Origin of the sequence: Streptomyces sp. KL109B, from assembly GCF_030766935.1 — a bacterium.
In the GTDB taxonomy this organism is placed as follows: Bacteria; Actinomycetota; Actinomycetes; order Streptomycetales; family Streptomycetaceae; genus Streptomyces.
The window spans coordinates 1-13,989 of sequence record NZ_JASERL010000008.1; the positions used below are offsets into that span (position 1 = coordinate 1).

13 protein-coding genes are annotated in these 13,989 nt (G+C 71.9%); 4 read left to right on the top strand and 9 right to left on the bottom strand.

The window, feature by feature from the left end; translation table 11 throughout:
• Positions 1-157 precede the first annotated feature (157 nt).
• The 4 genes from RBJ65_RS25690 to lipB form a co-directional block, all read right to left on the bottom strand.
• The gene (locus RBJ65_RS25690) at positions 158-871 is read right to left on the bottom strand and encodes a DUF4191 domain-containing protein (RefSeq protein WP_306323514.1); all 714 of its coding nucleotides are present in this window, start codon (positions 869-871) and stop codon (positions 158-160) included.
• A gap of 70 nt (positions 872-941) precedes the next feature.
• Positions 942-1,139 (bottom strand): hypothetical protein, encoded by a 198-nt coding sequence (locus RBJ65_RS25695; RefSeq protein ID WP_306323515.1) that lies wholly within the window; start codon positions 1,137-1,139, stop codon positions 942-944.
• 255 nt (positions 1,140-1,394) lie between these two features.
• Positions 1,395-2,360 carry a lipoyl synthase gene (gene lipA, locus RBJ65_RS25700; RefSeq protein ID WP_306323516.1) on the bottom strand — a complete coding sequence of 322 codons (966 nt, stop codon included), beginning with the start codon at positions 2,358-2,360 and terminating at the stop codon, positions 1,395-1,397.
• Between the two features lie 126 nt (positions 2,361-2,486).
• Positions 2,487-3,290, bottom strand: coding sequence for a lipoyl(octanoyl) transferase LipB (lipB, locus tag RBJ65_RS25705; protein ID WP_306323517.1), 804 nt, complete (start codon positions 3,288-3,290; stop codon positions 2,487-2,489).
• A 330-nt stretch (positions 3,291-3,620) separates the two neighbouring features.
• Between lipB and RBJ65_RS25710 the strand changes: the two genes are divergently transcribed.
• Positions 3,621-5,084: a regulator gene (locus RBJ65_RS25710; protein ID WP_306323518.1), complete on the top strand. Its 1,464-nt coding sequence runs from the start codon at positions 3,621-3,623 to the stop codon at positions 5,082-5,084.
• Between the two features lie 453 nt (positions 5,085-5,537).
• Here RBJ65_RS25710 and RBJ65_RS25715 read toward each other — a convergent pair whose 3' ends face one another.
• A complete protein-coding gene (locus RBJ65_RS25715; protein ID WP_306323519.1) occupies positions 5,538-6,872 on the bottom strand; it encodes an NAD(P)/FAD-dependent oxidoreductase in 1,335 nt (444 codons plus the stop codon).
• A 251-nt stretch (positions 6,873-7,123) separates the two neighbouring features.
• The gene (locus RBJ65_RS25720; protein ID WP_306323520.1) at positions 7,124-7,759 is read right to left on the bottom strand and encodes a TetR family transcriptional regulator; all 636 of its coding nucleotides are present in this window, start codon (positions 7,757-7,759) and stop codon (positions 7,124-7,126) included.
• A gap of 120 nt (positions 7,760-7,879) precedes the next feature.
• Between RBJ65_RS25720 and RBJ65_RS25725 the strand changes: the two genes are divergently transcribed.
• Positions 7,880-8,692: an SDR family NAD(P)-dependent oxidoreductase gene (locus RBJ65_RS25725; RefSeq protein WP_306323521.1), complete on the top strand. Its 813-nt coding sequence runs from the start codon at positions 7,880-7,882 to the stop codon at positions 8,690-8,692.
• A 9-nt stretch (positions 8,693-8,701) separates the two neighbouring features.
• Here RBJ65_RS25725 and RBJ65_RS25730 read toward each other — a convergent pair whose 3' ends face one another.
• Positions 8,702-9,715 carry a GlxA family transcriptional regulator gene (locus RBJ65_RS25730; RefSeq protein ID WP_372341451.1) on the bottom strand — a complete coding sequence of 338 codons (1,014 nt, stop codon included), beginning with the start codon at positions 9,713-9,715 and terminating at the stop codon, positions 8,702-8,704.
• A gap of 69 nt (positions 9,716-9,784) precedes the next feature.
• On the opposite strand from RBJ65_RS25730, the gene RBJ65_RS25735 reads away from it, so the two are divergent.
• On the top strand, positions 9,785-10,381 hold the full coding sequence (locus RBJ65_RS25735; RefSeq protein WP_306323523.1) for an isochorismatase family protein: 597 nt from the start codon (positions 9,785-9,787) through the stop codon (positions 10,379-10,381).
• 6 nt (positions 10,382-10,387) lie between these two features.
• Here the strand turns inward: RBJ65_RS25735 and RBJ65_RS25740 are convergent, their stop codons facing one another.
• Positions 10,388-11,584, bottom strand: coding sequence for a MarP family serine protease (locus tag RBJ65_RS25740; protein ID WP_306323524.1), 1,197 nt, complete (start codon positions 11,582-11,584; stop codon positions 10,388-10,390).
• 93 nt (positions 11,585-11,677) lie between these two features.
• Between RBJ65_RS25740 and RBJ65_RS25745 the strand changes: the two genes are divergently transcribed.
• Positions 11,678-12,493: a peptidoglycan recognition protein gene (locus tag RBJ65_RS25745; protein ID WP_372341452.1), complete on the top strand. Its 816-nt coding sequence runs from the start codon at positions 11,678-11,680 to the stop codon at positions 12,491-12,493.
• A 230-nt stretch (positions 12,494-12,723) separates the two neighbouring features.
• Here RBJ65_RS25745 and RBJ65_RS25750 read toward each other — a convergent pair whose 3' ends face one another.
• Positions 12,724-13,965, bottom strand: a complete 1,242-nt coding sequence (locus tag RBJ65_RS25750) for a M20 family metallopeptidase (RefSeq protein WP_306323525.1) — start codon at positions 13,963-13,965, stop codon at positions 12,724-12,726.
• Between the last annotated feature and the right edge of the window lie 24 nt (positions 13,966-13,989).

A 13,989-nucleotide genomic window follows, 5' to 3' on the forward strand; every position in this document is an offset into this window, starting at 1 on the left:
GGTGCAGGACGTGTGGGCGAGTTGTACGGGTATTGCACGCAAACAAGAGAACAGGCCGCGCAGACGGCACAAGAGAAAACGAGGTGACAAGAAACGGGAGGGGCGGGCAGAAACCTTGGAGGCTCCCGGCCCGCCACATGTGCGTAGAGGGAGAGTGTCAGCGGGCCCGGCCGCCGCCACCCTTCGGCATCTTCATGCCCTTCGGCATCGGACCCTTCGGCAGCGGCATGTTCGACATCAGGTCGCCCATGGCCTTCAGCCGGTCGTTGGTCGCGGTCACCTGGGGGCCGGTCAGTACGCGCGGCAGCTTCAGCATCGTCGTACGGAGCTTCTTCAGCGGAACCGTTCCCTCGGGCCCCTGGCTGGTGCCGACGACGAAGTCGTGGACCGGGACGTCCGAGACGATGCGGGCCATCTTCTTCTTCTCGGCCGCGAGGAGCGACTTCACCCGGTTCGGGTTGCCCTCCGCGACGAGCACGATGCCGGCCTTGCCGACCGCGCGGTGCACCACGTCCTGGCTGCGGTTCATGGCGACCGCGGGGGTCGTCGTCCAGCCGCGGCCGATGTTGTCGAGCACGGCCGCGGCAGCGCCGGGCTGTCCCTCCATCTGCCCGAAGGCCGCCTTCTCGGCCCGGCGCCCGAAGATGATCGCCATCGCGAGGAGGGCGAGCAGGAGGCCGAGAATTCCGAGGTAGATGGGGTGACCGATCAAGAAACCGATCGCGAGGAGGACACCGAAGGTGACGATACCCACGCCCGCGAGTACGAGACCGATCTTGGTGTCGACCCTGCGGGTCATCTTGTAGGTCTGGGCGATCTGCTTGAGTCGCCCGGTGTTAGCAGCGTCCGCTGCAGTTTCCTTCCTCGCCATGTCTTGAAGTCTACGTGGCCGGGGAGGCGGGAAGAACCCGCACCGGCCCCTGGTTCGCTCAGGGGTTCGCTCAGCCCCGTGAGGCGGCGGCTTCCAGGACGCGCTGCGCCTCGACCCGGTCCTTGGCGCGGCGACGGTCTTCCAGGACGGAGGTCCAGGCGTTGCGGCGAGCGGTGCGCTGGCCGCTGCTCATCAGCAGCGACTCGACGGCGCGCAGGGCGTCGGTGACGGTCGGGATGGCGGTGGCGCGAACGGGCGCGGCCTGCATGGCTGAGGTCCCTCTCGGAGGCTGATCAAGGAATGATCCAGGACTGATCACGGCGTTGGTACGGGGTGTACGAGGCGTGATTTCAGGGTCACTGATTGGTGTTACCAGGGCGTGACCGGACGGTCAAACACCCATGAAGCCTCGGCGCTCGCTCCTCAAACGCAGAAGCGGCCCTGACGGTGCCCCCTATCTGCGGGGATCGTCAGGACCGCGTCTTACCGGCCACTACCGATCAGTAGCCTCTTGTGCCTGAATTCACACGGCCTGCGAGGCCACGTACGAGCCGCGCTTCTCCTTGGCCATCTGGAACAGCCGGCCGGCCCGGTACGAGGAGCGGACCAGCGGGCCCGACATCACACCGGAGAAGCCGATCTGCTCGGCCTCCTCCTTCAGCTCCACGAACTCCTGCGGCTTGACCCAGCGCTCCACGGGGTGGTGCCGCACGGACGGGCGCAGGTACTGCGTGATGGTGACCAGCTCGCAGCCGGCGTCGTGCAGCTGCTGAAGCGCGTCGGAGATCTCCTCGCGGGTCTCGCCCATGCCGAGGATCAGGTTCGACTTGGTGACGAGGCCGAAGTCGCGGGCCTCGGTGATGACCTTCAGCGAACGCTCGTAACGGAAGCCGGGGCGGATCCGCTTGAAGATCCGCGGGACCGTCTCGACGTTGTGCGCGAAGACCTCGGGGCGGGAGGAGAAGACCTCGGCCAGCTGCTCCGGGTTCGCGTTGAAGTCGGGGGCCAGGAGCTCGACCTTGGTGCGGCCGTCGGCGCGGTTGGTGGTCTGGCGGTGGATCTGGCGGACCGTCTCCGCGTACAGCCAGGCGCCGCCGTCCTCCAGGTCGTCGCGGGCGACGCCGGTGATCGTGGCGTAGTTCAGGTCCATGGTGACGACGGACTCGCCGACGCGGCGCGGCTCGTCACGGTCGAGCGGCTCCGGCTTGCCGGTGTCGATCTGGCAGAAGTCGCAGCGCCGGGTGCACTGGTCGCCGCCGATGAGGAAGGTCGCCTCGCGGTCCTCCCAGCACTCGTAGATGTTGGGACAGCCCGCCTCCTGGCAGACCGTGTGCAGGCCCTCGGACTTCACGAGGTTCTGCATCTTGGTGTATTCGGGACCCATTTTCGCCCGGGTCTTGATCCACTCGGGCTTGCGCTCGATGGGGGTCTGAGCGTTACGGACCTCCAGGCGCAGCATCTTGCGTCCGTCGGGTGCGACTGCGGACACGACCGGCTCCCTAAAGCTTTGATTCCTCGGCGTACATCAGGGTACGCCCGTGATGTTCATGGCCCTCACGGGTGGCCAACCGGTGGCCGGCGGGGTGCATTCCCGGGGGCGGGTACGGCTGCGGGGTTACGCCGAGGCCTTTTCGACGACGCGGGGCTTGAGGTCCGCGTTCCCCAGCACGTCCTGGAGATGCCTCTCCGCGATCGGCAGCACCTCGTCCATGGTGACCTCGCGCCCGAGCTCGTACGAGAGGGAGGTCACACCCGCGTCGCGGATGCCGCACGGGATGATCTTGTCGAAGTTCGAGGTGTCCGGGTTCACGTTCAGCGCGAAGCCGTGCATCGTGACGCCCTTGGCGACGCGGATGCCCATCGCGCAGATCTTGCGGTCCTCGTGCCGCTGCCCGGCGTTCGACGGGGCGTACTCGGGGCCGACGAGGCGGTGGTCGAACTCCTCGTCCTCGCTGCTGAGGCGCGGATTGAAGTCCAGGGACAGACCGCCCAGGTTCGTACGTCGCTCAATGGGATCGCCGAGCACCCATACCCCGGCCCGGCCCTCCACGCGCGCGGCCTCGATGCCGAACTCGGCGCAGACCGCGATCATCGCGTCCTCCAGGCGGCGCAGGTGCGCGACCACGTCCACCGGGCGCGGGAGCTTCTGGATCGGGTAGCCGACGAGCTGGCCAGGGCCGTGCCAGGTGATCTTGCCGCCGCGGTCCACGTCGATGACCGGGGTGCCGTCGAGCGGGCGTTCCTCGGGGGCGGTGCGGCGGCCTGCCGTGTAGACGGGCGGGTGCTCAAGGAGCAGACAGGTGTCGGGCACCTCGTCGGCGAACCGGGCGGCGTGCACCCGGCGCTGCTCGTCCCAGGCCACCTGGTAATCGACCATGTCCGCACCGAAACCCATGCGGACGAACCGGAACTCACTCACGGCAAGTGCCTCCCTAAGAACCTTCACCGTGCATACAACGCGCCCGGAGCAACTGTACGGCTCCGGTTCGCGGCGCCGCCGTGGAGGGCTCCGCTCCAGTGTCCACTGCAACTGTCCACCCCTCGCGGGGTTTGTCACACGATCGGATGAAGGAGTGGTTTGGCTGGGCCGTCTGGGGGACGCCGTGTGCGCTCCGTGATAATTTCAGCGCCGTCCGTGAGCGGAAACCGGTCACGGCGCACGCCGTTCCATAAAGGAGCCGCGACCAAAGGGGGGCAGTCCATGGCCCCCCTTTATCGCTTCCAAGGGCCCGGAAGGCAATCGCACAGCATGACGGAACGACCTCCGCAGCGCACCCCGAACCGCCAGCTTTCCGCGCTCATCGCGGAGGCGGGTTTCTCCAACGCGGGCCTCGCGCGCCGCGTGGACCAACTCGGTCTGGAACACGGTCTCGACCTTCGCTACGACAAGACATCCGTGACCAGATGGCTGCGTGGACAGCAGCCCAGGGGGACGACACCCGCGCTGATCGCCGAGGTGTTCACGCGCCGCCTCGGCCGTCGGCTCTCCGCGCAGGACCTCGGGCTCGACGCGTGCGCGCCCGTGTACGCGGGCCTGGAGTTCGCGGCATCGCCCGAGGAGGCCGTCGACATCGTCAGCGGCCTGTGGCGCAAGGACTCCGGCTCGCACGCCGAACTCCGCAAGATCGCGTTCACCCCGGCCGGGCTCGTCGTGCCCAGCCGCGACTGGCTGATCGGCCGCGCCGACGACCGGGTCGCGCACGGTGAGCAGCTGTCGCGGGTGCCGGTGCAGGGGCGGCCCGCGCCGGTCCTGGAGGCCGTGGGCGCGGCGGTGCCGCGGCAGCGCGGGCAGACCGAGCGCGGGCCCGGGCACCGGGTGACCACCGGGGACATCGCGGCGCTGCGCTCCGTCGGCGAACTGTTCCGCGCGCTCGACCACGCGTACGGGGGCGGGCACGCGCGCCAGGCCCTCGTGCGGTACCTGGAGCACGAGGCCGAGCCGATGCTGCGCGGGGCGTACGGGGAGCAGCACGGGCGGCGGCTGTTCTGCGCGGTCGCCGATCTGACCCGGCTCGCGGGCTGGACCTCGTACGACATCGCGGCGCACGGGCTCGCCCAGCGGTACTTCGTGCAGGCGCTGCGGCTGTCGCAGGCCGCGGGGGACCGGATGTACGGGTCGTACGTGCTGGTCACGATGAGCCGGCAGGCCGTCTACCTCGGGCATGGGCGGGAGGCGGTGCAGCTCGCGCGGGTCGCCCAGCAGGGGGTCGGGGGAGCGGCGCCGCCCGCCGTGCAGGGGCTGCTGCACGCCGCCGAGGCGCGCGGGCACGGGGTGCTCGGTGAGGTGCGGGCCTGTACGGCTTCGCTGGTGCGGGCCGAGCGGGCGCTGGGCGCGGTGCGGGCCGGGGACGAGGTGCCGTCGTGGGCGCGGTTCTTCGACGAGGCGCAGCTCGCGGACGAGTTCGGGCACTGCCACCGGGACCTGCAGCAGTACCGGGCGGCGGCGCAGCACGCGGAGCGGTCGTTGCAGTTGCGGGCGCCGGGGTTCGCGCGGAGCCGGTTGTTCTGCCGGGTGGTGTTGGCGTCGGCGAGGTTGGGGCTCGGGGAGTTGGACACGGCCTGTGCGATTGGGGCGGAGGCGGCGGTGGCGGCGGCGGAGATGCGGTCGGTGCGGGCGCACGAGTATGTGCGGGAGTTCGAGAGGCGGTTGGAGCCGTATCGCGATGCGGGGCCCGTCCGGGGGTATCGGGAGAGGGTTGCGGCGTTGGGGTGAGGTGGGGCGGGGGTGCCGGGAATGGTGTGCGTCGGGCGGGGTTGACGTCGCGGGGCTCTGCCCCGGGCCCCGGTCCTCAATCGCCGGGCGGGCTTGAAATCCGGGTCCCGGTTCTTGGTCGCCGGGCGGGCTTGAAAGTGGGTTGACGTCGCGGGGCTCTGCCCCGGGCCCCGGTCCTCAATCGCCGGACGGGCTTGAAATCCGGGTCCCGGTTCTTGGTCGCTGGGCGGGCTTGAAATCCGGGTCCCGGTTTTTGGTCGCTGGGCGGGCTTGAAATGTGGGTCCCGGTTTTTGGTCGCTGGGCGGGCTTGAAATGTGGGTCCCGGTTTTTGGTTGCCGGGCGGGCTTGAAATGCGGGTCCCGGGCCTCGGTTGCCGGGCGGGGGAGGGGGCCGTGGTGTGTGGGGGCGTCCGCCCCCGGAGGTGTGCCACGGGGGCGGACGCGGAATGGGGGTCAGGCGGCGTCGGTGGTAGGGGGGTTGGCGGTGGTTGGGGTGTGGAGGCCCAGGTCGGTGAGGAGGGCGTGGGCGGCGCGGCGGCCCGAGTGGAGGGCGCCCTGGGGGGTGCTGGTGTCGCGGTGGTCGCCGCAGACGTACAGGCCGTCGAGGAGGCGGACCGGGCGGCGCGGGTCGTGCGGGGCCGGCATCGCGGGGACGGCGTGCGGGTCGTGGTGGACGGCGAGGGTTTCCCAGTCGGAGGTCGACGTGCCGTAGAGCGCGGCGAGTTGGGAGCGGAGTTCGCGGTCCGTGGGGGGTGGTCCGAGGATCGTCGAGGAGATCAGGGCGCGGCCCGCGGGGGCGCGTGTCGGGTCGACCTGGCTGGCCACCGTGGTGTGGGCGACCGGGCCGAGGCGGTCGGCGTCGAGGAGGAGGGCGGGGTCCGTGAGCGGGGGCTCGGGCACCGCGTGGTGGACGACCGTGACCTCGTGGAACGGCGGGACGCGCAGGCCCGGCAGAAGGTGCGCCGCGTCGTGCGCGCCCGTCGCCAGGACGACCGCGCGGCAGGGGAGTTGGCCGAGTTCGGAGGTCGTGACCGCGTTCGTGGCGACGGCCGTGACGCGTACGCCGGTGTGGACCGTGTCGGGCGCGAGCGTCGTCGCCAGGAGTTCCGGCAGCGCGTCCGCGCCGCCCTCGGGGAGCGCCAGGCGGCCCGCCGCGTAGGCGTGCAGGGCCAGGTCCGCGCAGCGGCTTGAGGTCGTGAGGTCCGGGTCGCAGAGGAGTGCCGAGAGCAGCGGGCGTACGAAGCCGTGGAGGGTGGAGGGAGGCAGGCCGCGGGTCGACAGGGCCTGGGTGATGGGGAGTTCGGGGCGGGTGAGGAGGCGAGGGGGCGGGGTTGCCGCGAGACGGGACAGGGCCGCGCCCAGGCGGGCGTGGTCCAGGGGAGTGCCGAGGGTGGGGCGCGTACGGCGCGGAGTCCGGGGAGCGCTCGCCAGGGCGCGTGCCGCGCTGAGTGCGCCCCCTGTGCGCCGGGGGCCGGTGGGCTCGCCCGCCCGGTGGCGCAGGCCCTCGCTGTGCACGAGGACGCCGGGGGAGAATCGGCGCAGGGCGAGCGGGGCGAGGGCGGGGGTGCGGCGCAGTTCCGGGTACGAGGTGCACAGCGGCTGCCCGGTCCGGTCGAGGCGGAACCCGTCGACCTTCTCCGTGGACATGCGGCCGCCGATGCCCGTGGCGGCCTCCAGGACCAGCGGGCGCAGGCCCGCCCTGGTCAGGTGCTGGGCGGCCGAGAGGCCCGCGACCCCGGCGCCCACGACGACGATGGCTCCCGGGCTTGCGTCTGCGGGGTCGAGCACGGTGTGCCTCCGGCGGGTCGGGTGGCGGGCGGCTGGCGGCTGGCGGGTGACATCCGGAGGGTCTCGTGCCCCCAATAAGCCCTCGGGATACGTGAGTTCGCGCTTCGGGGATCCCGGTGGCTCGCTCTTCGGGGATCTCGATCGAGCGTAGGTGTGCGCCGCGTACGCCGGTCAGTCGCGCGTGGGGGTCGGCACGGGGCACGGCGGTCGCACGACCGCGTTCCGCTTTCCGCCCCGCCCGCCGCACCGGTTTACGGCGTCGTACCCGCCGCCAAGTGCCGCAGCCCCCGCACCGCGAGGGCCGCGGGGGAGTCCGGGCCCGAGGTCTCGGCGTCCGTCGTGGACCACACTTCGAGGGCCACCCGGATCGCGTCGGTCGCGGCGGCCGCCGTCAGGCGCAGCTCCAGGGGGTCCGCGTCGCGGCCCGCGAGCCGGATCACCACGGCGAGCAGCTTCTCCTCGGACTCCTGGTTGACCCGGTACCAGACGGCGCGCAGGGCCGGGTCGTCCTGGGCCGCGCGCAGCAGGGTCCGGGTGCGGTGCAGCGCCTCCTCGGCCTCCTCGTCCGGGGGCGAGAGCGTGGCCTGCGCGGCCGATTCGAGGGCCTGCGCCAGCGGGGTGCCCGGCTCCGTCGCGGCCAGCAGCTCGCGCCAGCGGTCGCCGCCGGACGCGAGCAGCGGGCCCACCGCGTCCTGCTTGTTGCGGAAGTAGCGGTAGAAGGTGCGCAGCGCGACCCCGGCGCCCCGCGCGATCTCCTCGGCCGTGGTGCCGTCGGGGCCCTTCTCGGTGAACAGCTCCATCGCCGCGCGGGCGATGTCGAGCTGCGTCGCCGCTTTGCGGCGCTCGGTGAGAGAAGGCTGCGCGGAGGGCGTTCTGGGCTCGTTCACCCGACGAAGCGTAACCGCACGGGGAATCAACTGGCACAAAAAGTCGTTATGGCAAAACGTGCCACCCAGGCGTACGGTGAGCATCGTGCGAGGACGCACACAGGAACGTAAGGAGTCGCCATGAACAGCCAGAACCGCCCCAACTCCCTGAACCGCTACGAAGGGCGCCGCGCGCTGGTCACCGGCGGCGGGTCCGGCATCGGCCAGGCCACCGTGCTGCGCATGCTGGCGGAGGGCGGCCGGGTCGTCGCCGCCGACGTCAGCGAGGCCGGGCTCGCCGACACCGTGAGCAAGGCCGGCGCCGGCGCCGAGCGGCTGCTCACGGTCGTCGTGAACATCGCCGACGAGGCGTCCGTTCGCGAGGCCGTCGCCGCGGCCGTGAAGGCGCTCGGCGGGCTCGACGTGCTCGTGAACGCCGCCGGCATCCTGCGCTCCTCGCACACCGAGAAGACGACGCTCGCCGAGTTCAACCAGGTGCTCGCGGTCAACCTCACCGGCACCTTCCTGATGATCCGCGAGGCGATACCGGCGCTGCTCGAAGGCAACGGCCCGGCCGTCGTCAACTTCAGCTCCACGTCCGCGATGTTCGCCCACCCGTACATGGCGGCGTACGCGGCGAGCAAGGGCGGCATCCAGTCCATGACGCACGCGCTGGCCGCCGAGTACAGCAAGCAGGGCGTCCGGTTCACCGCCGTGCAGCCGGGGTCGATCTCGTCCGGGATGACCGACGGCTCCGGCGAGAGCAAGCAGAGCCAGGGCCCCGGGCTGCCGGAGGACACCGACTGGAGCCTGTTCGCGAAGCTGTCGCCCTCGCTCGGTGAGGGCTTCGCCGGGCCGGAGTCGGTCGCCGGGGTCGTCGCGATGCTGGCCTCCGACGACGGCAGGTTCATCACCGGTACGGAGGTCCGGATCGACGGCGGCACCCACTACTGAACCGGGCCGCTATACGGATACGCGGAAGCGGTGCCGGTACGCCGTCGGTGTCGTGTCGAGCTGGCGGCGAAACGCCCGCACCAGCGTGTCCGTCGTGCCGAAGCCGCAGGTGGCGGCGATCCGGTCGAGCGTGTCGTCGCCCGACTCAAGGAGTTGTCGCGCCCGCTCGACGCGCGCCGACTCGACGTACGCGCTCGGTGTCGTGCCCAGTTCGGACTTGAAGATCCGGGTGAGCTGGCGCTCGCTGACGTGGGCGTGCTCGGCGAGGTCCGCGACGGTGAGCGGCGCGTCGAGGTGCCGGGTGATGTGCTGGCGCAGGTCGTCCACGCGGCGTGTCGTGGAGGCCTGCGCGAGCGGCACGCTGAACTGGCTCTGGCCGCTCGGCCGCTTCAGGTACATCACCAGCTGCCGGGCCACCCGCAGCGCCGTCCGCTCGCCGAGGTCCTCGGCGACCAGGGCGAGGGCGAGGTCGAGGCAGGAGCTGATGCCCGCGCCGGTCCAGACGTCTCCCTCGCGGATGAAGATCGGGTCGGGGTCGACGTCGATCTCCGGGTGCTCCTCGGCGAGTTGGCGCGCGGTCGACCAGTGGGTGGTGGCCCGCCTGCCGTCGAGCAGCCCGGCCGCCGCGAGCAGATGCGCCCCGACGCAGACCGACGCGACCCGCCGCGCCCGCCCCGCGAGCGTGCGCACCCGGTCGACCACGGCGGGCTCCGCGAGGGCGCGCACCCCGCGCTCCGGGTCGGCCTCGACCGAGCCAGGCACCAGGAGCGTGTCGATGCGGTGGCGGGCCGCGGCGTCGAAGGTGACGTCGGGCAGGACGCGTACGCCCGCGGACGTGGTGACCGGGTCCAGGGTTTCGGCGGCGAGCAGGACCCGGTAGGGCGTGTCGCCGCTCTCGCGCCGCACCAGCGAGAACACCTCGGGCGGGCCCGTCACATCGAGCAGGTCGACGCCTTCGAAGAGGACGATGACGACGAGTCGTTCGGGGGCGTTCACGATCGCTTCCTGTCCACTTGAGGGCATGCGGCATGTCCGAATCTGCATGTTAGCCGTCATTGCCGACATGGCGGCACCGCTCGTAGCGTTTCAGGCATGGCTACAAAGACGACTCTTCGCACCCTCAACGGCCTCGACGACACCCCCGCTTCGCTCGCCGACGCGACGCTGATCCTGGTCGACTACCAGAACACCTACACCCGTGGCGTGATGGAGCTGGAGGGCTGGCGGGCCGCCCTCGACAACGCCGCCGCGCTCCTCGCGCGGGCCCGCGAGGCCGGCTCCACGGTCATCCACGTGCAGCACGACGGCGGCGAGGGCTCCGCCTACGACATCCGCGCCGAGATCGGCGGGATCCACCCCGACGTCGCGCCGGTCGAGGGCGAGGCCGTGGTGGTCAAGCCCGCCCCGGACTCCTTCGTCGGCACCGACCTGGGCGAGCGCGTCGACGCCGCGGGCCACAAGGACCTCGTCGTGATCGGGTTCATGTCCCACATGTGCGTGCAGTTCACCTCGCAGGGCGCGTTCCTGCGCGGCAACAAGCCCACCGTCGTCGCCGACGCCTGCGCGACGCGGCCGCTCGCCTCCGTCGGCGGCGTCGAGGTGCCCGCCGAGCAGCTGCACCTCGGGGCGATGGCGACGATCGGCGACCTGTACGGAGTGGTCGTGCCGACCGCGGAGTCCCTGGCGTAACCCGTCCTACGACTGGACGAGCGCCCCCGTGTCCACCGGCGTCGTCGCGTTCGCCGCCCGCTGCGCGTCGGAGGACACCTCGTCCGCCGTCAGCACGTAGCCCGTCCCGTCGTCCGTCGTGGACCGGGCGAACACCACGCCGTACACCTCGCCGTCCGTGTCGAGGAGCGGGCCGCCGGAGTTGCCGGGCAGGACCGTGGAGCGGATCGAGTAGATGTCGCGGGTGACGTTGCCGTCGCCGTAGATGTCCTGGCCGGCCGCCTTGATCGTGTCGTCGACGGTGGCCGCCTGGAGGTCGAGGCCGCCGTCCTGCGGGTAGCCCGCGACGACGGCGGCGTCACCGCGCTTCGCCGAGTCGTCGAAGCGGAGGGAGGGGGCGTCGAGCCCGGGAACGTAGAGGACCGCCACGTCCTTGTCGGGGTCGAAGAGGACGACCTCCGCGTCGTACGAGTGGCCGGTGCCGCCCACCCGGACCGTCGGGTCGTCGATGCCCGCGACCACGTGGGCGTTGGTCATGACGCGCTCGGACGAGTACACGAAGCCGCTGCCCTCGCGGCCCTGGGTGCCGGACGCGCCCTGGACCTTGACGCTGCTGCGCTGCGCCGCGCTGGTCGCCTGGGTGGTGACGCTGTCCCCGGACGGCTTCGCCACCTCGGCGGGCGGCTCGCTCGCGAACGGGTCGAAGACCTGCGGAAAGCCCGCCGACGTGAGCGCGCCCGTGGCCTGCGAGAACCAGGACGGGGTCGTCGACGGCATGGTGCGCTGCACCGCGCCGAGCACCGTCGAGTTCCGGACCGCCTGGTTGATGAGCGTGGAGGACGAGGCGACGAGGACGCTGCCCGCGACCCACGCCACCACTAGGACGGCGACCGCGCTCGCCGCGCCACCGCCCACCCCGTCGGCCACCCGCAGCGGCCCCGGAGCGTGCGACATGCCGCCCTGGATGCGCGCCGCGAGCAGCCCGGCGAGCCCGTGCCCGGCGACCGCAGGCACCAGCACCGTGAGCACCGCGACGACCGTGGCCGACGTGGTGCCCGGCGTCACCGTCTCCATCAGGTACGGCAGCAGCCAGACGCCGACGACCGCACCGCCCACGAATCCGGCCAGCGAGACGAGGCCCGCGAGCAGGCCGCGCCGGTAGCCGTGCACGGCGTAGGCGAGGGCCACCACGAGCAGCAGCACGTCGAATATGTGGAGGTCCATATCGGTAAGAAACGCCCACGCGCCCCCAATGGTTCCGCCACCTGGCCCACTGTGGCTGACCGCACATGACCGGACGGGCCGAGGGTGGGAGACGTGCGTGTTCTACGGATGGTGTTGTGCTGGCTGCCCGGGGCCCTGGCCCTCGGGCTCCTCGTGGTGTGTGCCGTGGCGGTCGACCGGCCGGGGCCCGAGCGGTTCGGGGCCACGGCCCGCGGCGTGCTGCCGGCCGTGGCCGTGCCGGTGAAACGGGCCGCGGCGGCGAGCGGGCACGACGCGCGGGTGGCGGCGCGCCCCCGCATCGTGCCACGCGGCACATGGCTCGCGGGCGCCGAGACGTACCACCGCGACCCGGTCCGCTACGGCGACCGCGTCAAGGCCGTCTTCCTGCACCACACCGACTCGCCGAACGACTACGACTGCGCGGACTCGCCGCGCATCATCCGCGACCTGTACGCGGGGCAGGCGGGCGGCGGCGCGACGGGCGGCAAGGAGTGGGACGACATCGGCTACAACTTCCTCGTCGACCGCTGCGGGAAGATCTACGAGGGGCGGGCGGGCGGCGCCGCCAAGCCCGTCGTCGGCGCGCACACGCAGGGCTTCAACCAGGACACGGCGGGGATCGCCGCGATCGGCACGTTCACCGAGGGCACCCCGGTGCCGAAGAGGATGACCGACGCGATCGCCGCCGTCGCCGCGTGGAAGCTGAGCCTGTCCGGGATCGACGCGCGCTCCCGGGTGCGGCTCGTGTCCAGCAACGACCTGGCCCGGTTCCGCACCGGAACGCCCCACAGGTTCTTCGCGATCTCCGGGCACCGGGACGGCTACGAGACGTTCTGCCCCGGGCTCGCCCTGATGGGGAAGCTCCCGGAGATCAGGGAGCGGGCGGCGGCGCTGCAAAAGCGCCGCTGAACCGTACCGTCCCGGTGTGACGTCGACCGTTCCTACGCCTCGGGGCTCCGCCCCGGACCCCGCTGCTCAATCGCCGCAGGGGCTTGATGTGCCCGGCTGTGTCGTGCTCGATCGCGGTAGGGGCTTGATGTGCCTGGCTGCGGCGTGATCGATCGCGGTAGGGGCTTGATGTGCCTGGCTGTGTCGTGATCGATCGCGGTAGGGGCTTGATGTGCCCGGCCGTGTCGCGCTCAATCGCCGCAGGGGCTTGACTGGGCGAGTCGCTTCGCTGCCATCCCCGCCAGCACCGCCGCCCCGCGCGGCAGCGCCGCGTCGTCGAAGATTGCGTACGGGGAGTGGTTGAAGGGGGCCGTCTCCTCGGGGACGTCGGCGGGGCGCGCGGAGAGGCCGAGCTGGACGCCGGGCGCGACCGCCGTGACCCGGGAGAAGTCCTCCGACGCCATGATCGGGTGGCGGTCGTAGTGCCAGCTGGAGCCGCCGTACAGCTCGTCGACGACCTCGCGGCCCAGCTCCACCGCCTCCTCGGCCGCGATCAGCGCCGGGTACACCTCGTGCGCGTCGACGTCCGCCGTCATGCCCCAGCCCTCGGCGATGCCCTCCACCAGGCGTACCGCGCGCGGCAGGAAGTCGGCCATCGCCTCCGGTGACGTGGAGCGCACGGTCGCCTCGAACTCGGCGGTGCCGGGGATGATGTTGAGCTTCGTACCGGCCTGGAACATGCCGACGGTCAGTACGACCGGGTCGAAGACGGAGGCCGCGCGCGTCACCAGGTTCTGCAGCGCGAGCACCATCTCCGCCGCGACCGGCACCGGATCGGCCGCCGTGTGCGGGGTCGAGCCGTGCCCGCCCTTGCCGCGCACGACGACGCTCAGCTCGGCGTTGCCCGCCGTCTGGGTGCCGGTGCGGGCGCTGAACGTGCCGCACTCCGCGCCGTTCGACGCCACGTGCACCGAGTACGCGCCGACCAGCGGCTGCCCCGCCGCCTCCAGGAGCCCTTCGTCGATCATGTGCCGGGCGCCGTCGTAACTCTCCTCGCCGGGCTGGAACATGAAGACGACCGTGCCCGGCAGCTCGTCCTTGCGCTCGCACAGCAGCCGCGCCGCGCCCACCAGCATCGCCGTGTGCTGATCGTGCCCGCACGCGTGCATCACGCCGTCGATCCGCGACTTGTACGGGACGTCGGCCAGCTCCGTCAGCGGCAGCGCGTCCATGTCGCCGCGCAGCAGCACCGCGGGTCCGGGACGGCCGCCACGGAGGACCGCCGTCACCGAGTCGAGCGCCTTGCCGGTCGTGATCTCCAGCGGGAGGCCTTCGAGCGCGGCGAGCACCTTCCGCTGCGTGAGCGGCAGCGCGAGGCCGAGCTCCGGCTCGCGGTGCAGGGCGTGGCGCAGCTCGGTCAGCTCGGCGGCGATGGCCTCGGCGCGCTCCCGGAAGCCGTGCTCGGTCGTCGGCTCGATCGGTGCGTTCGGCATGCGTGAAGTCCCTTTCGTAGGAAG